The organism is Haloprofundus halophilus, assembly GCF_003439925.1.
Taxonomy (GTDB): Archaea; Halobacteriota; Halobacteria; order Halobacteriales; family Haloferacaceae; genus Haloprofundus; species Haloprofundus halophilus.
The window spans coordinates 471106-494697 of record NZ_QQRR01000001.1 but is presented as its reverse complement, the minus strand read 5'-3'; the positions used below and the strand labels follow the sequence as shown (position 1 = coordinate 494697).

General features: G+C 67.9%; 25 protein-coding genes. 15 read left to right on the top strand and 10 right to left on the bottom strand.

Annotated features, from left to right (window positions below):
- Positions 1–15: 15 nt before the first annotated feature.
- The gene (locus DV709_RS02410; RefSeq protein WP_117591413.1) at positions 16–228 is read left to right on the top strand and encodes a hypothetical protein; all 213 of its coding nucleotides are present in this window, start codon (positions 16–18) and stop codon (positions 226–228) included.
- Between the two features lie 24 nt (positions 229–252).
- Here DV709_RS02410 and DV709_RS17940 read toward each other — a convergent pair whose 3' ends face one another.
- The 4 genes from DV709_RS17940 to DV709_RS02395 all read right to left on the bottom strand — a co-directional run bounded on the left by DV709_RS17940 (position 253) and on the right by DV709_RS02395 (position 2284).
- The gene (locus DV709_RS17940; RefSeq protein WP_198665632.1) at positions 253–393 is read right to left on the bottom strand and encodes a hypothetical protein; all 141 of its coding nucleotides are present in this window, start codon (positions 391–393) and stop codon (positions 253–255) included.
- Positions 394–711: 318 nt separating this feature from the next.
- Positions 712–1296, bottom strand: a complete 585-nt coding sequence (locus DV709_RS02405; RefSeq protein WP_117591411.1) for a flavin reductase family protein — start codon at positions 1294–1296, stop codon at positions 712–714.
- Positions 1297–1782 (bottom strand): VOC family protein, encoded by a 486-nt coding sequence (locus DV709_RS02400; protein ID WP_117591409.1) that lies wholly within the window; start codon positions 1780–1782, stop codon positions 1297–1299.
- Positions 1783–1861: 79 nt separating this feature from the next.
- Positions 1862–2284: a DoxX family protein gene (locus DV709_RS02395; RefSeq protein WP_117591408.1), complete on the bottom strand. Its 423-nt coding sequence runs from the start codon at positions 2282–2284 to the stop codon at positions 1862–1864.
- 146 nt (positions 2285–2430) lie between these two features.
- On the opposite strand from DV709_RS02395, the gene DV709_RS02390 reads away from it, so the two are divergent.
- The 3 genes from DV709_RS02390 to DV709_RS02380 all read left to right on the top strand — a co-directional run bounded on the left by DV709_RS02390 (position 2431) and on the right by DV709_RS02380 (position 4026).
- Positions 2431–2808 (top strand): winged helix-turn-helix transcriptional regulator, encoded by a 378-nt coding sequence (locus DV709_RS02390; RefSeq protein ID WP_117591406.1) that lies wholly within the window; start codon positions 2431–2433, stop codon positions 2806–2808.
- Between the two features lie 100 nt (positions 2809–2908).
- Positions 2909–3340, top strand: a complete 432-nt coding sequence (locus DV709_RS02385; RefSeq protein ID WP_117591403.1) for a hypothetical protein — start codon at positions 2909–2911, stop codon at positions 3338–3340.
- A 128-nt stretch (positions 3341–3468) separates the two neighbouring features.
- A complete protein-coding gene (locus tag DV709_RS02380; protein ID WP_117591401.1) occupies positions 3469–4026 on the top strand; it encodes a response regulator in 558 nt (185 codons plus the stop codon).
- Between the two features lie 58 nt (positions 4027–4084).
- Here the strand turns inward: DV709_RS02380 and DV709_RS02375 are convergent, their stop codons facing one another.
- Positions 4085–5047, bottom strand: a complete 963-nt coding sequence (locus DV709_RS02375; protein ID WP_117591399.1) for a sensor histidine kinase — start codon at positions 5045–5047, stop codon at positions 4085–4087.
- An 83-nt stretch (positions 5048–5130) separates the two neighbouring features.
- Here DV709_RS02375 and DV709_RS02370 point away from each other — a divergent pair, with 83 nt between their 5' ends.
- The 4 genes from DV709_RS02370 to DV709_RS02355 all read left to right on the top strand — a co-directional run bounded on the left by DV709_RS02370 (position 5131) and on the right by DV709_RS02355 (position 11194).
- Positions 5131–5835: a DICT sensory domain-containing protein gene (locus DV709_RS02370; RefSeq protein ID WP_117591397.1), complete on the top strand. Its 705-nt coding sequence runs from the start codon at positions 5131–5133 to the stop codon at positions 5833–5835.
- A 261-nt stretch (positions 5836–6096) separates the two neighbouring features.
- The gene (locus DV709_RS17565; protein WP_157972625.1) at positions 6097–7629 is read left to right on the top strand and encodes a COG1361 S-layer family protein; all 1533 of its coding nucleotides are present in this window, start codon (positions 6097–6099) and stop codon (positions 7627–7629) included.
- Positions 7630–7631: 2 nt separating this feature from the next.
- A complete protein-coding gene (locus tag DV709_RS02360; RefSeq protein WP_117591395.1) occupies positions 7632–10403 on the top strand; it encodes an efflux RND transporter permease subunit in 2772 nt (923 codons plus the stop codon).
- On the top strand, positions 10400–11194 hold the full coding sequence (locus DV709_RS02355; RefSeq protein WP_117591393.1) for a TrmB family transcriptional regulator: 795 nt from the start codon (positions 10400–10402) through the stop codon (positions 11192–11194). Before DV709_RS02360 ends, DV709_RS02355 begins: the two co-directional genes overlap by 4 nt.
- Positions 11195–11323: 129 nt before the next feature.
- Here DV709_RS02355 and DV709_RS02350 read toward each other — a convergent pair whose 3' ends face one another.
- From DV709_RS02350 to DV709_RS02340, 3 genes are all read right to left on the bottom strand, one after another.
- Positions 11324–11533, bottom strand: a complete 210-nt coding sequence (locus tag DV709_RS02350) for a hypothetical protein (RefSeq protein WP_117591391.1) — start codon at positions 11531–11533, stop codon at positions 11324–11326.
- 126 nt (positions 11534–11659) lie between these two features.
- Positions 11660–12154 carry an SRPBCC domain-containing protein gene (locus DV709_RS02345; RefSeq protein WP_117591389.1) on the bottom strand — a complete coding sequence of 165 codons (495 nt, stop codon included), beginning with the start codon at positions 12152–12154 and terminating at the stop codon, positions 11660–11662.
- 84 nt (positions 12155–12238) lie between these two features.
- Positions 12239–12535 carry an acylphosphatase gene (locus DV709_RS02340; RefSeq protein WP_117591387.1) on the bottom strand — a complete coding sequence of 99 codons (297 nt, stop codon included), beginning with the start codon at positions 12533–12535 and terminating at the stop codon, positions 12239–12241.
- Between the two features lie 92 nt (positions 12536–12627).
- Here DV709_RS02340 and DV709_RS02335 point away from each other — a divergent pair, with 92 nt between their 5' ends.
- From DV709_RS02335 to DV709_RS02315, 5 genes are all read left to right on the top strand, one after another.
- Entirely contained in the window at positions 12628–13992 is a 1365-nt protein-coding gene (locus DV709_RS02335; RefSeq protein ID WP_117591385.1) for a phosphomannomutase, read from the top strand.
- A gap of 93 nt (positions 13993–14085) precedes the next feature.
- Positions 14086–15228 (top strand): BMP family lipoprotein, encoded by a 1143-nt coding sequence (locus DV709_RS02330; protein ID WP_117591382.1) that lies wholly within the window; start codon positions 14086–14088, stop codon positions 15226–15228.
- Between the two features lie 88 nt (positions 15229–15316).
- Positions 15317–17017: an ABC transporter ATP-binding protein gene (locus DV709_RS02325; protein WP_117591380.1), complete on the top strand. Its 1701-nt coding sequence runs from the start codon at positions 15317–15319 to the stop codon at positions 17015–17017.
- Positions 17014–18330: an ABC transporter permease gene (locus DV709_RS02320; protein WP_117591378.1), complete on the top strand. Its 1317-nt coding sequence runs from the start codon at positions 17014–17016 to the stop codon at positions 18328–18330. The genes DV709_RS02325 and DV709_RS02320 overlap by 4 nt, the downstream gene beginning before the upstream one ends.
- Positions 18323–19387, top strand: coding sequence for an ABC transporter permease (locus DV709_RS02315; protein ID WP_117591377.1), 1065 nt, complete (start codon positions 18323–18325; stop codon positions 19385–19387). Before DV709_RS02320 ends, DV709_RS02315 begins: the two co-directional genes overlap by 8 nt.
- 41 nt (positions 19388–19428) lie before the next feature.
- Here DV709_RS02315 and DV709_RS02310 read toward each other — a convergent pair whose 3' ends face one another.
- Both DV709_RS02310 and DV709_RS02305 read right to left on the bottom strand, forming a co-directional pair.
- On the bottom strand, positions 19429–20238 hold the full coding sequence (locus tag DV709_RS02310) for an alpha/beta fold hydrolase (RefSeq protein WP_117591375.1): 810 nt from the start codon (positions 20236–20238) through the stop codon (positions 19429–19431).
- Positions 20235–21677, bottom strand: coding sequence for an FAD-binding oxidoreductase (locus DV709_RS02305; protein WP_117591373.1), 1443 nt, complete (start codon positions 21675–21677; stop codon positions 20235–20237). The genes DV709_RS02310 and DV709_RS02305 overlap by 4 nt, the downstream gene beginning before the upstream one ends.
- Positions 21678–21874: 197 nt before the next feature.
- Between DV709_RS02305 and DV709_RS02300 the strand changes: the two genes are divergently transcribed.
- Positions 21875–23245, top strand: coding sequence for a geranylgeranyl reductase family protein (locus tag DV709_RS02300; RefSeq protein WP_117591371.1), 1371 nt, complete (start codon positions 21875–21877; stop codon positions 23243–23245).
- Positions 23246–23443: 198 nt separating this feature from the next.
- On the top strand, positions 23444–23587 hold the full coding sequence (locus tag DV709_RS17935) for a hypothetical protein (protein ID WP_168191262.1): 144 nt from the start codon (positions 23444–23446) through the stop codon (positions 23585–23587).
- Positions 23588–23592 lie beyond the last annotated feature (5 nt).

Sequence of the window (23592 nt, the reverse complement as noted above, 5' to 3'; positions counted from 1 at the left end):
GTCGTGGTGGGGGACGTGGCATACGGTGACGACCTAACCCCGCGCTCGACGCTGCTCATCACCGGAGCGGTCGCGCTCGTCTGCTTCGCCGCGGCGGCGACCCTCTCGTTTCTCGGACCGGGACTGCTCGGGACGACAGTTCTCGTCGGTGTATTCGTCGTCCTCGGCGTCGCCATGTTCGCCGGCGGCGTCGCTGGTGCAGTGTATCTCGTCGTTTTCGGAGAGTAAGAGAAGTTCGTCGTACTCGCGCGGTTACTCGTCGTCGCGGTCGGATTCGTCTCGGTTACCGCCGCGTCGCCAGACGTTGTCCGCGGAGACGCCGTTCGGCGCGGTGTGGCTCACGTCTTTCATCGTTCGTTTCTCTCCGTCTCGTGCGTCGGTGCTCCGTGACATCTTGGACCACGGTAGCCAGCGACCCTTCTTAACGCTTTCAGGGAGGGAATAATAACATTCAATACCACACTTACGTCCTTATATTCTCCTCCGACCCGCCGGTAGTCGCCTCCTGCGGGTCGACGACGGGACTTTCGCGCCAGCGACCGAGCGCGGGAGGCGGGCGAGACGCTAGAGGCAGGCGGGACGCGGGAGGCAGGCGAGACGCTGGAGGCAGGCGGGACGCTGGAGGCGGGCGGGACGCGGGTGACGACACGACGGACGCCGGACGAAAGCGACTCGTCGTTCGACCGACGCGCTACGCGGCGCGTCCGCGGTTCACGGCGGCCGTTCCAGCGAGAACCGCTCGTCGGTCGTCGCGTACTGACTGCCCGAGAGTCGACCTACTGCGTCGAGTTTCGTCACGTCCATCTTCCCGTCGGTGAGCAGTTCGTCGGCGACGTGGGCGTGGACGACCTCGCCGAGAATCATCGTCGACCGACCGACCTCGTGGGCGTCGTAGAGGCGGCACTCGAAGGCGACTTTCGCGTCGGCGACGCGGGCGGCGTCGACGGTCGTCGCTTCCACTTTCTCTAACCCCGCGTGGTCGAACTCGCTCTCGCCGCGTTCGAGCGTCGCGCTCGTCGCGTTCATCGCCTCGGCGAGGTCGCGGGTGACGACGTGGACGACGAACTCCTCGGTGGCGAGGACGTTCTCCGTCGTGTCCTTTCGGTCGTCGCCGACGCCGACCGGCGAGAACATCACGACCGGCGGGTCGGGCGTGACGACGTTGAAGAAGCTGTACGGCGCGAGGTTGTCAACCCCATCCTCGCTGCGACTGCTCACCCACGCGATGGGGCGCGGAACGACGGACCCCGCGAGCAACCGATAGGAGGAACCGAACGCGTCGGGCGCGCCCTCCATTCAGTCGTCACCGTAGCCCTTCTCGAACGGATCTATCTCGTCGCTCCCCGGCTCCGCCTCGTCGTAGGTGAACCCCGGTTCCATCGTGGCGAGTTCGAAGACGAGGCCGTCGGGGTCGGTGAAGTAGATGCTCTCGAAGTACGTCCGGTTCTTGACGTTCGAGACGCGCACGCCGTGGTCGACGAGGTGTTCGCGCCACTCATCTAAGGTCTCCCTGTCCTCGACGCCGAAGGCGAAGTGGTGGCTCGCTCCCGGGCCGGGGACGCCGCGGGAGTCGGGGTACTCGAAGTAGGTGACGTTCGTCCCCGGCTCGCCCTCCGGCGTCGACGAGAAGTAGTAGTGCGGCGTCCCCGGGTCGTCGTAGTTCTGGGTCATTTTCACGGTGTGCCAGCCGAGGACGTCCTCGTAGAACGCCTTGGTCTCCTCTATGTCGGTACAGATGTTCGTCACGTGGTGCAGTCCGGTCGTCGGTGGTGCGTCTGTCATGGGTGTCGTCCGTCGTTGGTCCGAAAGTCGGTTAACGGTACTGGAGGTTCGGGGTCGTTCGAGGTGGTTTGCCGTCGGCTCAGAGCGCGTACGGCCACGGCACGGCGCTGAGGCCGAGGAAGACGAGCGCGCCGCCGAGCATGGCGACGTTCTTCAGAAAACTCGTCATCTCGCTCTGCCGTTGCTCCGCGGGCGCGGCCCAGAAGTCGTGCATGAGCGGCGTCGTCACGAGCAGGAAGACGACGAGCGCCCCCGCCGCGAGCGTCGGGAGCAAGCCGAGGGCGACGCCGACGCCGCCGAACAGCAGCATCCCGCCCGTGAACGGGACGGCGATCCCCGGCGCGGGGACGCCTTTGGCCCGCGCGTAGCCGATTAACTGGTCGCCGTTGAGGAAGTGGTTCAGGCCGTTGAACGCCAAAATCGCGCCGAAGAGGACGCGCCCGAGCAGGAACGCGAGTCCCGCCGGGCCGTCGAACGCGACGGTGCTCTGTAGCACCGTCATCGCGCTCGCCCCGCTATCTGGCCGCGTTCGGTCGGTGAACGATCCGTTTCTGCTATCTGATTGAAACGTGGTTGCATCACGTTACCTGGTATTCGATACGAACCTATATATCCGTTCGCGGACATAGACGTGACCAGGTAACACCGATGTCATCCAATCTCGACACCGAGAAGCCGCTGGCGGTCTGTCCGGTCATCGACTCGCTCGAACAGATCGGGTCGCAGTGGCGACTCATCGTGCTGCACGACCTCCAGGAGGGAGAGAAGCGGTTCAACGAACTGAAGCGCTCGACGGACGCGAGTTCGCGCACGCTCTCGCGCGTGCTCGACGACCTCCGGGAGATGGGGTTCGTCGACCGGCGACTGGAGGAGGACGCGCCGGTGGCGACGTACTACAGCCTCACGCCGAAAGGGCGGTCGCTCTGCCCGGTGTTCGAGGAGATCGAGTCGTGGGCCAGCGAGTGGCTCGCCGCCGACACCGAGTCACCCGTCGAGTCGCCCGTCGAGTCGCCGCCGCAGCAGTGACGAACCGGGACGCGGTCGGTTCGTCGACGAGGCTCACCCGTCTCGCACCGCCGCCCCGTTCGCTCGACACGTCCAACTTCACGCGGTTCCAACCGGAGGTATGTACACGGGCAAAACCGAGAGGCCGTGCTGTCTCTGCGGCGAACGAGAGACCGTCGCCCGACTCGACCTGCCGCCGCGGGCGGTGACGCTGATGCGCAACGGCGACCCCATCGCGTGGCGCGACATCGTCGGCGAGGTGTCGATTCACTTCTGCGACTCCGACTGGGAGACCGTCACCGACTTCGTGTCGAACCTCGGGATGAGTCCCCTCTCGCGCTGCAACGTCGCCTACGCGTCGTTCGACCTCCGCGAGGATTTCGAGGCGTTGCTGAACGCGACGCGCGACGAACCCGACCAGACGAAGACGGAGCGACGATTCCTCGAAGAGACCGACCGCGTGCTGACCGACGCCGACGCCGAGACGCGGGCCGTCGTCGAGGCGAAAATCGTCCGCTGGGCGCTCGAAGATCTCGGTGTCACCCCCGACTGACGCGAGTTCGTCCCCCGGCGCGAGGAAGCGCCTCGGCGTCTGACGATATTGTCAACTCGTTTGACTGTGATGTATTACCAAAATATTAACACGCTGGAAAGAACACAGTCGACAAAGAGAGGCGCACTATGGACCACACCGTACTCGTCGTCGACGACGACCCCGACATCGCGCACGGCCACGCCGAGCGCCTGCGAGACCGCTATCGCGTGCTGACCGCTACCAGCGGCGCGGAGGCGCTCGAACTCGCCGACGACGCCGACGCCGTCTTACTCGACCGTCGAATGCCCGGTATGTCGGGCGACGAGGTGCTCTCGGCGTTGCACGAACGCGAGAACCCGCCGCAGGTGGCGATGGTCACCGCCGTCGACCCGACCACCGATGTCGCGGAGATGCCGTTCGACGAGTACCTCGTCAAGCCCGTCCGCCGCGACGACCTGTTCGCGGCCGTCGAAAGTCTGCTGGTCCGCGCGACGTACGACTCGCAGTTGCAGGAGTTCTTCGCCGTCGCCTCGAAAGTCGCGCTCTTGGAGACCGAACACAGCGCTCGCCGGCTCGAATCGGACTCGAACTACGAACTGCTGAAGCGGCGGCTCGCGACGCTCCGCCGACAGACCACCGACCAGTTGGAGGAACTGGGCTCCGAGAGTTACGCCGTCGCCATCGGCCCCGGCGACGCCTCGTAGTCGGAGCGCCGTCCGCGGCGTTCGCTCGGTTTCTCCCCGCTCCTCGAACGCGTTCTCGTCACTCGGTTCGAACGTCGAGCACCGCCCCGCCGTCGTTGTACGCGGTGACGGTCCAGTCGTGCGCGTCGGCGATGCGAGCGACGATACCGAGTCCCGTTCCGGAGCCGTTTCCGGTGGTGTGCCCCCACTCGAACAGCCGCGCGTCCTCGGGGAACCCGGGCCCGTCGTCGGCGACGGCGAACCCCCGCGGCGTCGTCTCGACGCGTACCGTCACGTCACGGCCGCCGTGGCGGACGGCGTTTCTGAACACGTTCTCGAAGAACAGCACCAGAAGCAGCGGGTCCGCCTCCAGCGAGCGGTCGGCCTCGACGACGAGGTCCGCGTCGGACGCCTCGACGCGGTCCCAGGCGTCGGCCGCGACGGCGTCGAGTTCGACCGTCTCCGGCGCGGCGGTCCCGCGGCCGACCGCTTCGGCCTCGTCGGCCAGCCGTCGGAGGCGCGAGAGCACCCGGTCGAGTCGTCTCGCCTCGTCTCCGTCGGACGCCGAATCAGCCGCGAAGTCGAGTTTCATCAACTGGTTGCCCAGTTCGTGACTGACCGTCGAACCGTACGCGCCGACGGAGTCGGTCGTCGTCGACGCGGGGACGTCGTCTACGGCCGAGTCGAGCAACGCCCGACGGACTCGCGTCGTCGCGTGCGTCGTGTCCGCCGGAACCTGCTCGACCGCCGGCGGCAGTGCGGCCGTCTCGTCGCTCACGTACAGTCCCGGTGCGGTCGTCCGACTGCGCGCGAGCGAGAACAGCTCCGACGCCGGCGTCGGGAGCGAGCCGTCGGCGACGACGACGAAACAGTCGACGGGTCCGTCGCTGAGCGCGGAGAGCGCCGCCGCCGCCTCGGTGGCGTGCGCGGCCGTGACGGCGGAGTCGCGGAGCGTCTCCACCAGTTCGTCGGCGAACTCGCCGCGGCCGAGGACGACGACCCGACGCCGGCCGGCCCCGGTCTGTGCGACCGGCTCTGTCATCTATCCTGACATTATTCTCAGAGGATATATCTCTTGTCACTCCGACGAACAACTCATTTAGACGCCGAGAGAGTACGGGGGGTATGTCGCTGAGAGCAGTGATAGAGGGGGTGGAGAGCCGGGAGAAGACGCTGACGGTGTTCGACCCGGCGTCCCCGTCCGTCGTCGAGGAACTGGAGGCGTACTTCGCCTCCCAACGAGTCTCCGTTCAGGAGGGGAGCGCCGCGGGCGGCCCCGGCGGGTTCGCGGTGCTGAGCGAGGATGGCGACGTGCTCACGGCTGTCGATTTACAGTCGCTGACCGCGCCGTTTCGGCGCGGAATCGGCGAGCGGACCGGGTTCAGTAAACTGCTCGAACATCTCGACGGGACGACGTTCACCTCGTACGACGTCGGGCAGATGGTCGCGGCGTCGAGGGAGATCGAGGACCGCGCCTGGCGGTCGAAATCGGGGGCACTCCACGCCGGCTTCCAGCGCGTACGCGCCCTCGAAGCCCAATCGGACGTGTACGCGCAGCTCGGGAGTACGACCCTCGACGTCCACGTGTACGCCGCCGAGGGCGGCGAGTCCGCCGAGATAGCCGGCGTCACGCCGCACGTCGTCGATACCGAGGAGATTGCGGACTCGTGGTTCGTCGTCTACGACGGCGGCGACGTCGCAAGCGATAGCTGCGCGCTCCTCGCGGAAGAGCGCGGGAACCGGGAGTTCTACGGTTTCTGGACGTACGACCCGTCCATCGTCGACCGCATACTCGGCCATCTCGACGCCCGGTACGCCACCGCCCCGTAGGCTCGTTCCGTTGTCGGCCGACTCGGACCGCTCTCGACTCTCTCGCCGCTCCCGCCGCTCCCCCTCCGTCCGCCGATTCGTTTGGGAGGGCGTCGCACGTCGGTGTCCGAACGAATCGATAGGTAGTTTGTAGAAATTTACAACAACTTATGTAGTAGCGGCGTATACGGTGGAGCGAAGCCAGTCGACCGCGAGCGTCGACACCGACCGAATCCCCCGGCATCGGTCGCTCGGCGCCGCCGTCCGGACACTACTCAATACATGCGCAGAAAAGTACTCAGCGTCTTTCTCGTCCTCGCACTGCTCACGACGCCGGCGACGGTGTCGGCCATCGAAGACCCCCGGTTCGAGGTGTACGTCCCCGAACCGACGCTCACGCCCGGCCAGCAGTCGAACCTCTCGGTGCAACTCGTCAACGACGCCGAAGACGTCGACGAACAGGCTCGAAACGCCCGTAACGTCGAGGCGAGGCTGAAGTCGGGTGGGACGCCCATCTCGGTCCGTTCGGGGACGCGTCTCGTCGGCACGATGCAGGACGGCCAACCGACGAACCTCGACTTCCGGGTCGGCGTCCCCAACGACATCGAGTCGGGGACGTACGACCTCGACCTCGAACTCACCTACGAGTACGACAACGACGAGCGGACGACCGAAACCGTCGACGTGACCGTCCGCGTCGACGACCGCGCGCGCTTCGTCGTCACCGACGTCGAGACGGACGCACCCGCCGGCGCGAGCGGGACGATGAACGTCACGATGCGGAACGTCGGCGAGAGCGTCGCCCGCAACGCCTCCGTCTCCGTTCAGACGACGAACGCCGACGTCCGCTTCGGCGAGAGCGAGTCGGCGAGCCGGTTCGTACAGCGCTGGGAACCCGGCGAGACCCGGACGCTGCAGTACGACGTGACCGTCGCCGACAACGCGAACCCGGAGGCGTACACGATGCGCGCGACCACGTCCTACGAGAACGAAAACGGCGAGAGCGCAGAAACGCCCCCCGTCTCCTTCGGCGTGACGCCGCTCGCCGAACAGACCTTCGAGTTGGAGAACGTCGAGGGGTCGCTGCACGTCGGCGAGGAGGGGTCGCTGTCGGGCGAACTCGTCAACACCGGCGAGACGACCGCCGACAACGTCGTCCTCGTCTTCGAGAGTCGGAACTCGAACGTGAACCCCGTCGAGACGGAGTACGCCGTCGGGACGCTCGAACCGGGCGAACGCGCGGCGTTCGACTTCTCGACCGAGGTGACCGACAACGCCGACGCCGGCCCGCGGCAGTTCTCGCTGGAGGCGCAGTACCGGACCGGTGACGGCACTCAGCGCACGAGCGACCCGCTCGACGTGCGGGTCGACGTCGGCGAACGGCGCGACGAGTTCGGTCTCGAAGGCGTCAACACGACGTTCGCGGCGGGCGAGAGCGGCGAACTCGTCGTCGAGGTGACGAACAACCGCGACGAACCGCTCCGCGAGGTGTCGGCGAAGGTATTCCCCGAATCGCCCATCAGCGCCGACAACAGCGAGGCGTACGTCGACGAACTCGCGCCCGGTGAGAGCGCCAAACTCGTCTTCGGCGTCAACGTCGGCGGCGACGCGCTGGCGAAGACGTACCCGGTGAAGATGGACTTCCGATACGAGGACGCCTCCGGCACCGAACGGATTTCGGACACGTACCAACTGCCCGTCGAGGTTGCGAACGACGACGGCGGAAACGTCCCGCTGACGCTCGTCGGCGTCGGAGCCATCGCCCTCGTCGGCGTCGGCGCGGTACTGTACCGCCGACGCTCCGGCGGCCTCTGAGCATGGCGCTGGACCACCAGCGCGCCATCGACTGGGTAGACGAGCGCATCGTCGAGCGGTCGGGACGCGTCGTCGTCCTGTTTCTCGTCTTGACGCTCGTCTTCACCGCCGGGCTCGGCAACGTCTCGACGGAGTCGGGCACCGAGCAGTTCGCCGAGGACATCCCCGCGAACCAGGCGCTCGAGGACATCAACCGCGAGTTCGGCGCGTCGTTCGAGAGCGAACCCGGGTCGACGCAGTTGATCCAGCGCAGCCAGAACGTGCTGGCGAAACCGGCGCTCCTGGAGATGCTGCGGACGCAGGACGCACTCGAAGACCGGACCGACCTCCGCGTCTCGTCGACGAGCAGCGCCGCGAGCGTCGTTGCACAGACGCTCGACCCCGAGGCGGAGACGCTCGACGCGCAGATAACCGCCGTCGAGCGGGCCTCGCCCGGCGAGATTCGGACTGCGGTCAGGGAGAACGCGAACAACCCCGGGCTCACCGGAACGCTGAGTAACGACTTCAACCGCCGGTCGGCGTCGGCGTCGGCGACCATCGGCGTCGTCCAACACGACGTTCCCGGCTACGAGTCGTCGGCCGCCGGCCAGGGCGGGACGAGTCCGCTCACGCCGATTCAACAGCAGGCGCAGCGCGTCGTCGCCGCGACGAGCGACGACATCACCGTCTTCGGCAGCGGCGTCACCGCAGACGAGTTCAGTTCGGTCATCACCGACTCGCTTCTCATCGTGACGCCCGCGGCGGTCATCTTCATCGTGTTCTTCCTCGTCGTCGCCTACCGCGACCTCGTGGACCTGCTCTTGGGCGGGTTGTCGCTTCTCATGGCCGTCGTCTGGACGTTCGGGTTCCTCGGCCTCGCCGGCATCCCGTTCAGTCAGATGATGATCGCGGTGCCGCCGCTACTGCTCGCGGTCGGCATCGACTTCGGTATCCACGCCATCAACCGCTACCGCGAGGACAGAGCCGACGGCCACGACATCGACGGCGCGATGCGACTGACGACCGACCAACTGCTCGTCGCGTTCTTCATCGTCACCGGGACGACGGTCATCGGTTTCCTCTCGAATCTCGTGTCCGACCTCCCGCCGATTCGGGACTTCGGCGTCGTCGCCGCCGTCGGTATCGTGTTCACGTTCCTCATCTTCGGCATCTTCCTCCCGGCGGCGAAGGTGTGGATAGACCGCCGCCGCGAGGACTGGCCGGTTCCGACGTTCAGCGAGTCGCCGCTGGGCGCGGAGGGGTCGCGCTTCGGCGAGGCGCTCCGCGGCGGCGTCGTCGTCGCCGGGAAGGCTCCCGCGTTGTTCCTGCTCGCCGTCGTGCTCTTGAGCGCAGTCGCGGGCGCGTACGCGACGGGCGTCGACACGAGTTTCTCCCAGGAGGACTTCCTCCCGCCGGAGGAGACGCCCGACTACCTCGACGCGCTCCCGGAGCCGTTTGCGCCGTCGGACTACTCGGTCGTCGCGACGCTGAACTTCCTCGAAGAGAAGTTCGAGACGACGCAGGGCGGCAGCGCGACCGTCTACTGGGAGACGAACATGGAGCGGGACACGGCGCTCGAAGAGCTTCACCGCGCCGGCGACGACCCGCCTGACTCGTTCGTCCAGTCGGGCGGCCGCGCCGACTCCGAGAGCATCGTGACGGTCATCCAGTCGCAAGCCGCCAGCGACCCCGAGTTCGCGGCGGTGGTCGACCGCAACGACGCCGACGGAAACGGCATTCCCGACCGAAACCTCGGCGACGTGTACGACGCGCTGATGGACACGCCGGCGAGCGCGCAGGCGCAGGAGTATCTCTCGGACGACCGCCGGAGCACCCGCGTCACCTACTCGACGAAGGCCAGCGCCAGCCAGACCGCGGTGACCGAGGACGCCCGGAGCGTCGCCGAGAAGTTCCGCGGCGACGGTGCTATCGCCACCGGCAACACGGTCGTGTTCAAGGCGGTGTCGGACCTCATCCTCCAGTCGGCGATTTCGAGCCTCGCCTTCGCCCTCGTCGTGACGGTGGTGTTTCTCGTCTTCGTCTACTGGCTCGTCGAGGGGTACCCCTCGCTGGGAGTCGTCAACACCATTCCCATCGGCGTCGCCGTCGCGCTCATCGCGGGGACGATGCGCCTCCTGGGAATCTCGTTCAACGCGTTCACGGCGACGATTCTCGCCATCACTATCGGTCTCGGTATCGACTACTCGGTCCACGTCGTCCACCGGTTCGTCGACGAGCGGCGGACGCACTCGCTGTTTACGGCGCTCGACCGAACCGTTCGCGGGACGGGCGGTGCGCTCGCGGGGAGCATGCTGACGACGACGTTCGGCATCGGCGTGCTCGTGCTCTCGGTGCTGGACGTCCTCGGACAGTTCGGCGTGTTGACCGCGCTCAGCATCGCGTACTCGTTCTTCGTCTCGCTGCTCGTGCTCCCGTCGGTGCTCGTGCTGTGGGACCGGCACCAGGGCAACGACCCCGCCGTCCCCATCGGTCACGGGGCGGGCGCTCCGGACCGCGGCGACGGCGTCGCGACGGATGGTGGGTTTGTGAGTGTAACGAGCAAACCTACGTCACGAGCGAAGCGAAGTGGCGGTAGTGTCACGAACGTAGTGAGTGACACCTCGTCGCAAGTGAAGTGCCGCGACGGTGGGTTTGTGAGTGTAACGAGCAAACCTACGTCGCAAGTGAAGCGAAGCAGCGGCAGGTTCGCAACCGAAGCGGACGAACGAAGCGACCGACCGGCCCGCCCGGAAACGAAACAGTCGAAAGGGCGGGAGACGAGGGAGGAACGATGACCGACGACAGGCCCGACGAACGCGACGTCGAGGAGGCGCTCGAACGCCTCGGTCTCTCGAACTACGAGGCGCGGGTCTTCGTCGCGCTCCACCGACTCGGCACCGGCACGGCCAAGGACGTCCACGACCTCGCGGGCGTCCCGCGCTCGCAGGTGTACGGCGCGGCCGAGGACCTCGAAGCGCGGGGTCTGGTCGAACTGCAGCAGTCGACGCCGAAGCGGTACCGCCCGGTCAGTTTGGAGGCGGCGAAGGAACTGCTGACCGTTCGCCTCGAACGCGAGCGGGACCGCGCCTTCGACGCCCTCGCGGAGCTCCGAAGCGAGGAACACGGCGAGGAGACCCGCGACGACGTCTGGACCGTCCGCGGCCGCAGACCCATCGACGACCGGACCGTCGACCTGGTCCGCCGCGCGGAGCGACGAATCCTCTTCGGGGCCGACTCCGTCGACTTGCTCGACGACGACGTGGTGGTCGCGCTTCGGGAGCGAGCGGACGCGGGAGTGGACGTCGACGTCGTCAGCGCCAGCGCCGCCGTCCGCGAGGTGTTCGCCCGCGACGACGCCGTCGACGTCGCCGCGCCCCCCGCGGACGCGCCCGGCGACTTCACCGGCCGGGTAGTGCTCGCCGACGACGACATCTTCCTGCTCTCGGTGCTGTACGAGGGCGAGGGGACCGAACCGCCGGAGGAGACGGCCATCTGGAGCGCGGGAACCGCGATGGCGGCGGTGCTGACCCGCGCGGCCGGGAGCGGTATCGAGGCGCTCGTCGGTAGAGCGGACTCCGATTCGTAGCCGCCAGCACGGCTCGGGCCCGAGTCGGCCGAACCCCTGTTTTCGAATGCTCGTCCGAGAGAGGCATCCTCGACACCGAATACGCCGTTTCGGCGCACGGTCGTCGCCGACAGCGACTCCGGCGGGGAGTCAGAACAGGACGACGCGCGCCAGTTTCGACCCGCCGAACGCGAGGGCGATGATGGCGGCGATGAAGCCGCCGGTGGCGACGAGAAGCGAGAGCGGGTCGAGCGTCGGTCCGCCGAAGAACGGGCCGCGGACGATGAGAAAACCCGTCGAGAGGGTGGCGACGAGTCCGACGACGGTCAGAATCGTCCACGGAATCGCCGCGACCCTCACGGGCGGCCTCCGGCGGGAAGAGGGGGCAGGCGACGGACGGTCTGTGCGCGACGTGGCGACGAGTTACCGAGGTGCATCGGACCGGTTCTCACGCGGTCACGGTATGAACGTTTCTCTCGGGAAGGGTCAGGTCGCCGACTCTCCGGTACCGGCGGTGATATTCGAATCCGCGCTGCCCACTCGGTCGGCCCACAGCGCCTCAGCCCGCGCTTTCAGCGCCTCGTTCACGCCGCGGAAGTTCGCCTCCGTGTCGGCTCCGATGCGTCGGAGAATCGGTCCCGCGAACACCCCCGAGAACGACTCCGACTGGACGAGTCGCGAACGGTCGTCGTCGCGAGACTCGACCACGAACCGGTGTTCGCCGTCGAAGAGGCCGCGGACGTACAGGTGGCCGATCCACCGGAGTTCGCGGTTCGGGTCGGCGCGGAGCACGCGCGGTCGGAACGTCGGCACACGCCCGGCCTCCGGGCCGGGCGAGACGCGGAGCCGTGTCCCCTCCTCGGCGCGGCCGGAGACGACGGTGTAGGGGTTCCAGTCGGGGTAGCTCTCGAAGTCGGTGAGGACGCGCCAGACCGTCTCGGGCGGTGCGTCGATGTCGACTGCGGTGGTGATGTCGTTCACGAGAGTGGATGGTGCGGCGAGGAGATAGCCTTCGCGTGACAGACGCTCCCCACGCTCCCCGCTTCTCTGCCTCTCCGCCGCCGCTCAGCGTCGGACCTCGAAGCCGTCGAGCCCTTCCGGCTCCTCGTACTCCGCTTTCACGTCGTCGACCTCGGCGTCCGAACTGCCGCTCTCGCACCACTCGACCATCGAGTCGACGGCGTCGGGAACGCCCTCGAAAACGGCTTCGACGCGGCCGTCGTCGAGGTTGCGAACCCAGCCGTCGACGCCCCGCTCGTTCGCCGTATCGCGGGTGTTCGCTCGGTAGAAGACGCCCTGGACGCGGCCGGTGACGAAGACGTGCGCGCGGGTTCTGTCGGAGTCGGACGGTGTCTCGCTCATGGGCGACGTTCGCGGGCGACCGGCAAAATACGTCGGGCCGCGGGCGCGGCCGAATCGGGACCATCTAAGTACACCGCCCGATACCTCCGCGTATGGAACTGTTCGGAACTGCCGGAATCCGGGGAAGCGCGACCGAGCGCGTGACGCCCGAACTCGCCCTCGCCGTCGGCCGCGCGGTCGGTCGGGACGGCGCGGAGTTCGTCGTCGCGCGCGACGGACGAGTGACCGGGCCGGCGCTCGCCGCCGCCGTCGAGGCGGGACTGTTGTCCGCCGGTGCCGGCGTTCGCCGCGCCGGGATGCTGCCGACGCCCGCGCTCGCGTTCGCCTCGCGGGGTCGGCGCGGCGTGATGCTCACCGCGTCGCACAACCCGCCGACGGACAACGGCATCAAGGTGTTCGACGACGGCGTCGAGTACGACCGGACGGCCGAGCGGGCGGTCGAAGAGCGCGTCGCCGGCGACGAACCGCCCACCGCGTGGGACCAGTGGGGCGACAGCGAGAACGAGGCGGTGCTCTCGGCGTACCGCAGCGCCGTCGTCGACTACGCCCGCGGCCGCGGTGCGCCGCTCGCGGGGCTCCGCGTCGCCGTCGACTGCGGGAACGGGATGGCCGGTCTCGCCACCCCGCAGGTGCTTCGCTCGCTCGGCGCGGAGGTCGTCACGCTCAACGGGAACGTCGACGGGCACTTCCCCGGCCGCGAGAGCAAGCCGACGCCCGAGTCGCTCCGGGACCTCCGGACGTTCGTCGCCGACGCCGGCGACGACGGCGACCCCTTCGCCTTCGGCATCGGTCACGACGGCGACGCCGACCGAATCGTCGTCGTCGCCCCCGACGGCGAGGTGGTTCACGAGGACACCGTCGTCGCGATTCTGGCCGAACACTACGTCCGCAGCGTCAACGCCGACGACCCCGTCGTCGTGACGACGCCGAACGCCTCCGCGCGCATCGACGAACGCGTCCGCGAGGCCGGCGGCCGCGTCGAACGCGTCCGCCTCGGCGCGCTGCACGAGGGCATCGCCGCCGCCGAGAACGCCGGCGGCGACGTCGTCTTCGCCGCCGAGCCGTGGAAACACATCCACACGCAGTTCGGCGGGTGGATAGACGGCGTCGTCTCCGCGGCGGTCGTCGGCCGACTCGTCGCCGACGCGGGTCTCGACGCGCTGCGCGACCCCGTGACCGAACGCCCCTACCGGAAGGTGAGCGTCGACTGTCCCGACGAGGCCAAGCGCGAGACGATGGCCACGCTCGAACGGACGCTTCCCGACGCCTTCCCGGAGGCGAGCGTCGACACCGAGTACGGCGTCAGACTGGAGTTCCCCGACAGTTCGTGGCTGCTCGTCCGTCCGAGCGGCACCGAACCGTACGTTCGGCTCTACGCCGAGAGCGACGACGTCGACTCGCTCGTCGCTGACGCCGGTGCCGTCGTCGAACGCGCCGTCGAGACGGCGAAGAACTGACCACCGTCGGGCGTTCGGGGCGTCTCTGAGCGCCGTCCGGCGCAAACGACGCCTTTATGCCTATTTCGCCGCCACCTTCGTCCAGACGTAGTCATGAATGTGGATAGGCGGACACTCCTGAAGGCGACGGGCGCGGCGGGAATCGCGGGACTTGCCGGCTGTACCGGCGGTCCGACCGAAGACGACGGCAACAACGAGAGCAGCGGCGGCAACGACAGCGGCTCGGGCAACGAGTCGAGCGACGGCGGCGCGGGCGCTTCCGGCAGCGCCGACGTGAGCGTCGGTATGGTGTACGCGACGGGCGGCCTCGGCGACGGTTCGTTCAACGACCAGGCGCAGACCGGCGTCCAGCAGGCGGCCGACGAGTACAGCGTCACCCACGACAACGTCCAGCCGAGCGAGGTGACGGAGTTCCAGACGTACCAGCAGCAGTTCGCCCAGAGCGGCGAACACGACCTCATCTGCTGTATCGGCTTCCTGCAGGCCGAAGCGCTCGCGGAGAACGCCCCCGACTACCCCGACCAGAACTTCATGATCGTCGACAGCGTCGTCGAGGAGCCGAACGTGGAGAGCTACGTGTTCGGCGAAGAGGAGGGGTCGTTCCTCGTCGGTCAGATGGCCGGGCTGCTCACCCAACAGGAGTTCAGCGCCGGCGGCGGCGAGACGACCCCCGACCAGTCGTCGGTCGGCTTCGTCGGCGGCGTCGAGGGCGACCTCATCGGCAAGTTCGAGGCGGGCTACCGCGCGGGCGTCGCCGAGGTGAGCCAGGACATCGACGTGCAGGTCAGCTACGTCGGGAACTTCAACGACACGCAGGCGGGTAACGAGGCGGCGACGGCGATGTACAACGACGGCGTCGACATCGTCTACCACGCCGCCGGCAACGCCGGGACGGGCGTCTTCCAGGCGGCGCAGGACGCCGGCAAGTTCGCCATCGGCGTCGACCAGGACCAGTCGCTCACGAAATCCGGCTACGCGGACGTCATCCTCGCGAGCATGGTCAAGCGCGTCGACACGGCCGTCTACACCTCCATCGAGAGCGTCGTCAACGCCGAGTTCGAGGGGGGCAGCGTCACGACGCTCGGCCTCGAACAGGAGGGCGTCGCGGCCGTCTACGGCGACAGCATCGGCGGCGAGATTCCCCAGGACGTGAAGTCCACCGTCGGCGAGACGCGACAGGCCATCATCGACGGCGACATCTCGGTGCCGGCCGATCCGTCGGAACTGAACCTGTAACTCGGTCCGTCGGGGACCGAAAACGGTTCGATAGTCGAACAATCCGCGAAACCACGCTCTTAAGCACACACTCAACAAGCCACTACCAATGGAACCGGCCGTCCATCTCGACGGAATCACCAAACGTTTTCCCGGCGTCGTCGCCAACGACGACGTCGACTTACTCGTCGAACGGGGGTCGGTACACGCGCTCCTCGGCGAGAACGGCGCGGGGAAGACGACGCTGATGAACGTCCTCTACGGACTGTACGAACCGACCGAGGGCGACGTTTACGTCGACGGCGACGGACTCGAAGCCGACGACGAGACGACCCACCGATACGTACAGCCACCCAGACGCTTCGACTCGCCGGGCGACGCCATCGACGCCGGCGTCGGGATGATCCACCAGCACTTCATGCTGGTCGACCCCATGAGCGTCACCGAGAACATCACCCTCGGCAACGAGCCCCGGAAGTGGGGCGGGCTGGCCGTCGACGGCACCCGCGCCCGCCGCGAGGTGGTCGAGCTCTGCGACCGCTACGGCTTCGACGTCGACCCCGACGCGACTATCGCCGACGTGAGCGTCGGCGTCCAGCAGCGCGTCGAGATTCTGAAGGCGCTCTACCGGGGCGCTGACGTCCTCATCCTCGACGAACCCACCGCGGTGCTGACGCCGCAGGAAGTCGAGGACCTCTTCGCCGTCTTCGAGGAGCTCACCGCACAGGGCAAGACCATCATCTTCATCACCCACAAGTTGGGCGAGGCGATGCACGCCGCCGACGACATCACCGTCCTCCGCGACGGGAGGAACGTCGGGACCGTCGCGGCCGCCGACGTGACCCGCGAACGGCTCGCGGAGCTGATGGTCGGCCGCGAAGTGTTGGAGACCGTCGAGAAACCGCGCGTCGAACGCGGCGAGACGGTCCTCTCGGTCGACCGCCTCTCCGCGGAGGACGAACGCGGCGTCGAAGCCGTCTCGGACGTCTCCATCACCGTCCACGAGGGGGAGGTGTTCGGCATCGCCGGCGTCGACGGCAACGGGCAGTCCGAGCTCGTCGAGGCCATCACCGGCCTCCGAAAGCCGACCGCCGGCACGGTCACTTTCGGGCGCGACGACATCACGGCGTGGTCGCGCCAGCGCCGCATCGACGAGGGGATGGCGTACATCCCCGAGGACCGCCACGAACGCGGCCTCGTGATGGAGTTCGACCTCACCGAGAACGGGCTGCTCGGCAGCCAGCACAGCCGGCCGTTCGCCGAGAACGGGCGCATCGAGTGGAACCGAGCGCGGACCCACGCCCAGGACATCATCGACGAGTACGACGTTCGCCCGCCGAACCGCGACGCGAAGGCCGCCGCCTTCTCGGGCGGCAACCAGCAGAAGTTCATCGTCGGCCGCGAGTTCGAGCGCGACCCGTCGCTCGTCGTCGCCACCCACCCGACCCGCGGCGTCGACATCGGGTCGACGGAGTTCATCCACGACCGACTGCTCGACCTGCGGTCGGCCGGCAAGGCCGTACTGTTGGTCTCCTCGAAACTCGAAGAGGTTCAGGGGCTCTCGGACCGCCTCGCGGTGATGCACGACGGCGAGATAATGGACGTCGTCGACCCCGAGACGGTCACCGAGGAGGAGATCGGCCTGCTGATGGCGGGCGAGCAGTTGCCCGAGGAGTCGTCGGCGACGAGCCTCCGTGCCGCCGACGGCGGCGAGAGACCGGGCAGCGGGGCCACCGACGACGCGGGGCCGGGCGACCGGACCACCGACGACGACAACGCGGGCGCCACCGCCGGGGGTGAGAGCCGATGAGCGCCGGCGACTGGCGCGCGCGCGGTCGGAGCGCGCTCGAGCGACTCGTCCGCGCCTCGGCGTTCGAGCGGGTGCTCATCAGCACCGCCGCGCTCGTGCTCTCGATGTTCGTCGGCGTCCTCATCGTCCTCGCCGCCGGTCGGATGACGACGTGTACGACCGCGGCGACGACGTTCTTCGGCGTCGGCTTCTGTTACGACCCCTTCGCCGTCTACGACAGCCTCTTCCTCGGCGCGCTCGGCAACCCCATCAACCCGCTGTTCCAACCCCTGCAGGGGCAACTCGCGCCGCCGTTCCGCGAGGGGTGGACGCCGCTGAACGGACAGATGGCGGTCACGCTCCGCGAGACGACGATTCTCATCTTCACCGGCCTCGGCGTCGCGCTCGCGTTCCGCGCGGGCATCTTCAACATCGGGATGCAGGGTCAGTTGGTCGTCGGCGCGCTGGCGACGGCGCTCACCGTCCTCTGGGCCTCCTCGCTGGTCTCGGGTCTCGTCGGCACGCTCGTGCTCGTCCCGTTCGGCCTCGTCGTCGGCGCGCTCGCCGGCGGCCTGTTCGCCGCGATTCCGGGGGCGTTGAAGGCGTACGCCGACGCCAACGAAGTCATCACGACCATCATGCTGAACTTCGTGGCGACGAGCGTCGCGCTGTTCCTCGTCGCGAACCCGTTCAAGGACCCCGAGAGCCCGGCCAACGAGACGGTCGGTCTCCCGGAGTTCGCCACCATCCCGCCGATTCTGTACGAACCGCGCGACGACTTCTCGATTATCGCGCTCGGAATCGCGCTCGCGCTCGTCGGCGCGTCGTACTACCTGCTCGAACACACGTCGTTCGGCTACGACATCCGCACGAGCGGCATCCAACCCGAAGCCGCCGAGTACGGCGGCGTCGACGCCGCGCGGACCATCGTCTCCAGCATGACGCTGTCGGGCGCTATCGGCGGCGTCGGCGGCGCGATGTACGTGCTCATGATTCTCGGCAACTACCAGACCGGCGTCCCGGCGTACGGCTTCGACGGCATCACCGTCTCGATTCTGGCGGGCAACAACCCCCTCGGCGTCGGCTTCGCCGCGCTGCTGTTCGGCATCCTGAAGAGCGGCTCCATCATCGTCGACGTGAGTACGGACGTGCCGCCGCAACTCGTCGGCGTGCTCCGGGGGCTCATCATCCTCTTCGTGGCGATGCCGGAGTTCTTCCGACTCATCGGACAGAAGTTCGTCGTCGACAGCTCCGACGAACGCCCCGTCGCGACCGATGGAGGGGTCGTGACCGACGACTCGGCCGCGGCGACCGGAGGTGAGCGAAATGAGTAACGCGACGCTCAGCCGCACCTCCGACCTCTCGACGCGGCGCATCGCGGGCATCGTCGCGCTCGTCGCCGCCGCCGTCTTCGTGCTGTGGGGGCTCGTCGCCCCGGCGTCGACGCCGGGGCGCATCCTCGGCGTCATGTTCACCAAGAGCGCGCTCTCGGCGACGCTTCGGCTCTCGGTTCCCATCGCCTTCGCGGCGCTGGGCGGCATCTTCGCCGAGAAGAGCGGCGTCATCAACATCGGCCTCGAAGGGCTGCTCATCATCTCGGCGTTCGTCGGCGTCTACGCGACGGACGTGACGGGCGACATCTGGCTCGGCCTGTTCGTCGGCGTCGTCGCCAGCGTGCTGTTGGCGGCGCTGTTCGCCGTCGTCTGCATCGAGTTCCGCGCCGACCAGATCATCGCGGGCCTCGCGGTGTGGCTCATCGCGCTCGGACTCGCGCCGTTCGCCTCGCAGGTCATCTACGGCGGCCCGAACACCACGAGCGTGCAGACCTTCGGCACCGTCACGGTGCCCGGCCTCGCGGGTATCCCCTTCTTCGGCGCGCTGTTCGACACGTCGCCGATAGTCTACCTGATGTTCGTCGCCACCGCGGCGTCGTGGTACACGCTGAACCGCACGTCGTTCGGCCGCTGGGTCGTCGCCAGCGGGGAGAACCCGCAGGCGCTCGACACCGCGGGCGTCGACGTGAACCGCGTCCGCTACGCGGCAGTGCTCATCTCCGGGTTGCTCGCGGGCATCGGCGGTGCGGCGCTGTCGCTCAGCCTCGGCCAGTTCGTCGGCAACGGGCAGACGATGGTGAACGGGAAGGGGTTCATCGCCATCGTCGCCTACCTGTTCGGCAACTACAACCCCGTCGGCGCGCTGCTGTCGACGTTCCTCTTCGCCGGACTGGACGCGCTGCAACTGCGCCTGCAGGCGGCGGCCATCATCGCCGTCCCGCAGTCGCTCGTGCGGACGATTCCGTACGTGGCGGTCATCGTCGTGCTCGCGCTGTTCGGGAAGACGCGACTCCCGGAAGCGGCGGGCGAACACTACGAGTCGGGCGAAGACCGGTAGCCGTCGCAGCGTTTCTTTCGTCTCCCCTTTGCTCCACGTGCTCACCCCGGAGAGCGCAGCGACTCGACCACCGTCTCGACGAACGATTCGGGCGCGGTGTTCATCGCCTCGTGGCCTGCCCCCGGAAGCGTGACGACTCGGGTGTTCGGCAGGGCCTTGTCGACGAGCGCGGTCGCTCGCTCCATGAACGGCGGGCTTTCGCCACCGGACAGAAGCAGCGTCGGGACCGTGAACGCCGCGAACCGGTCGGAGTCGAATCGGTAGTCGTCGATGGCGCGAATCTCCCGCGGAATAGTGTGCGCCGTTTCGAGGCCGACGCCCCACGCCGGAGCGGCTTTCAGGGCCTCGATATCCTCCCGCGACTCGCCGGCGGCCTCCCGAAGAAACACCGTGAACGCCTCTTCGCGGTCACCGTCGTCGAGGTGAGCTTCGATGCGGGCAACGGTCTCTGCGGGGACGAGACGCTCTCCGACCTCGGCAATCGGCGGTTCGTACAGCACCAGCCGTTCGACGTTGTCGGTTCGCAGCGTGGCTTCCAGCGCGTAGAGCGCCCCGGCGGAGTGACCGAGCAGGACGACCGGTTCGTCGACCGAATCGACGACCGCAGCGACGTCTTCGAGCTCCCGTTCGAGCGCGTACTTCGCGGTGTCGACGCTCTCACCTCGGCCGCGTCGGTCGAGCGCGTAGACGGCGAACCGTTCGTCGAGTGCCGGGCGCACTCGCTGCCAGTCGGTGTGGTCGCCGGCGGTCCCGTGAACCAAGACGAGCGGTGGCCCGTCGCCGGTTCGTTCGTACGCGATTTCGGTCCCGTCGCTCGACGTTGCGCGGTCTGTCGACGCGACGCTGGTCATCGGACATCCCCGGTCGCCGGTTTCGGCGCGACGTTCTGGTTCAGCCTGAACACGTTCTCCGGGTCGTACTCGCGCTTTACCTCGACTAACCGCTCGTAGTTCTCGCCGAACAGCGTCCGCGCGGGGTCCTCGCCGAAGCCGGGGAAGTTACCGTACGCGCCGGCGGCGACGTCCATCTCTCGGAGTTCGGCGAGGCCGTTTCGAGCCCACGCGACGTTCGCGTCGTCGGTCTCGGGGTCCTCCCAGTTCGCCTCGAACGTGACCATGAACGGCGCGTCCCGGTGCCAGAACGCCGTCTCCTCGGGGGCGACGTCGGAAATCGCGCCGCCGAGGTGCCAGACGTCGACCGTCGACAGCGTCGACGGACTCTCGCGTCCGTATCGAATCACGAGGTCGACGACGTCGTCGGTGAGTTCCGTCACGTAACTGGCCTTCCAGTAGTAGCGGAGTCCGTCGGGGTAGTCCTCGTCGAGCATCGACTGAAGCGCCGTGTACGCCATCACGCCGCTGAAGTCGACCAGCGGGTCGACGACGGTTCGCAGCGTCTCGAACTCGGCTTCCGCGTCTTCGGCCGGACCGTCGTAGCAGCCGAGGAACACGACCGCCGACTCGCCCCGCGCCTCCTCCGGGAACTCGTCGAGTTCGGGAACCGTCGCGTAGAACGGGACGACGCTGCCGTCTCGGGAGGCGTCGGCGGCGTAGTCGCGGAAGGCGTCGAGCACCGCTCGCGCGTCGTCGCCGCGGTGCCAGACGAACAGTCCGAACACCTCCGGTCCGACCTCGTGGAGTTCGTACTCGAAGGCGGTGACGACGCCGAAGTTGCCGCCGCCGCCGCGAATCGCCCAGAAGAGGTCCGGGTTCGCCGACTCGCTGGCGGTCACCACCGAGCCGTCGGCGGTGACGAGTTCGACCGAGACGAGGTTGTCGAGCGAGAGGCCGTACTTCCGGCGGAGATGTCCGACCCCGCCGTTCAGGGTGAGTCCGGCGATACCCGTCTCGGAGACGACGCCGAGTGCGGTGGCGAGACCGAACAGCAGGGTCTCGCGGTCGACGTCGCCGAGCGTCGCGCCGCCCTGCGCGCGGACCCGCCGCGCGTCGGGGTCGACGAACACGCCGTCCATCCCCGAGAGGTCGACGACGAGGCCGTCGTCGCAGACGGCGGTGCCCGCGACGTTGTGGCCGCCGCCGCGGACCGCGAGCGGGAGGTCGCGCTCGCGGGCGAACCGCACCGCGGCGACGACGTCGGCGGTCCCCGAGCAGCGAGCGATGACCGCCGGACGCTTGTCTATCATCCCGTTCCAGATGCGGCGCGCGTCGTCGTACCCCGCGTCGGACGGGAGCAGTATCTCCCCGCCGAAGGCGTCGGCGAACGCGTCGAGAGCCTCGGGACCGAGCGTCGGCCGTCGGTCGTCTGTCGGGGGTCGTCCGTGCGAAGACATAACGAGTAGAGTACGTTTCCGGGGAGGATAACCGCGTATTCGGGGCCGACGAGTAAGTCGTTTCGTCGGTACGGTGAACCGACTGTACGTGAGGATATCCCGTGCCGGCGGAACTCGCGCGGGGGCAATTATGTCGGGGGTCGAAGGACAGATTTGGGAATAAAGAGTTTTGCTTCCGCCTACGAGACTCACGACTAATGACTACGCACGAGTACGATGTCGTCGTCGTCGGCGCGGGGACCGCCGGTTGCTACGCCGCCGCGACGGTGGCGAACGCGGGACTCGACGTCGCTATCGTCGAGCGGAAGGACGAGGAAGAAGCGGGACACATCGCCTGCGGCGACGCGCTGAAGGGCGCGGACGCGTTCCCCGAGTCGATTCCGAAAGCGCAGATTCAGCCCGCGTTCACCAACACGGACGTCGACCACGGCCGCTTCGAGATACCGAGCCACGACACCGTGCTCGAAATCCCGGTCCCCGGCGAACTCGCGGTCATCGACCGCTGGGAGTACGGTCGCCTCCTCATCGAAGGTGCCGAAAACGCCGGCGTCGAGTTCCACTACGACACCGTCGTCCAGGACGTGACGCAGGCCGACGACGGCACCGTCACGGGCGTCCGCGGCAAGCACAAGGGCGACGTCGTCGAGTTCGAGGCCGACGTCACCATCGACGGCGCGGGTTCGCTGTCGCTTCTGCAGGACAAAGCCGACCTCTCGGGGGCGACGTTCGACACGAACGTCCGCTACTCGCAGTTCTGTTCGGCGTACCGCGAGATCGTCGAGGTCGACGAACCCGTCGAGTGGGACGACGCGCTCGTGTTCAAACCGACGAAGCGCGCGGCGGGCTACCTCTGGTACTTCCCGCGCACGTCGACGACCATCAACGCGGGTCTCGGTTTCCAGATGAACGAGCAGCCGATGAAACTCGTCGAGGACCTCAAACAGGACCTCCGCGCGCGCCCCGAGTTCGAGGGCGCGACGGTCACCGACAAACTCGGCGCGGCGCTGCCGACCCGCCGACCGTACGACTCCGCCACCGCGCCGGGGTTCATCGCCGCGGGCGACGCCGCGGGTCACGTCAACCCGACGACCGGCGGTGGCATCGCCGGGGCGGCCTACGCCGGAAAGTACGCCGCCGAGCAGGCCGTCCGCGCCATCGCGGACGGCGACGTATCCGAGGACGCGCTCTGGCACTACAACGAGCGCGTGATGGACCACTTCGGCGGCCGCTACGCCGGCCTCGACGTGTACAACGTCCTCTCGACGGCCGTCGACGTCGACGATCTGATGGGGCTGCTCGCGGCGCTGCCGGGCGAGAAACTCGCCGAGGCGCTGTACTCCGGCAAAACGTCGATGAGCCCGCTCCTGATGGCGCAGACCGCGTTCAAGAGCGCCGGCTACTGGCGGGAGATAAAGACGTTCTACCAGACGAAGCGACTCGCCGAGCAACTGATGAACCACTACGACCGCTACCCGACGCGCCCGAGCGCGCTCTCGGGGTGGCAGATCCACCGCGACGACCTGATGGACCGAATCTACGAGACGACCGGCGCGGAAGCGAAGTACTAGAACGCACCTTTTTGCTGCGGAGGGTGCGCTTCGCGCACCCCCGCTTGCAAAAATCTGCACCAAAAAGGCCGCTCGCTCGTTTCACTCGCTCGCGGCGCAGAGCACGAGTGAGTACCGCAGACCGCACCGGAACCGCATTCGGCCTCGTCCGCGACGGACCGCCCCCACCACTATCAGTCTGCGCGTCGTCACCACTGTATGACGTACCGAACTACCATCGGCTGGTCGCTTCTCTCTTCAGGCATCGTCACGCTGATTCTCGCGTACCTCCCCGGCGATTCGCTGTGGTACGGAATCGCGCTCCTCGTCCTCGGAATCGTGACGTTGGTCGTCAGGCGATAGGGCGG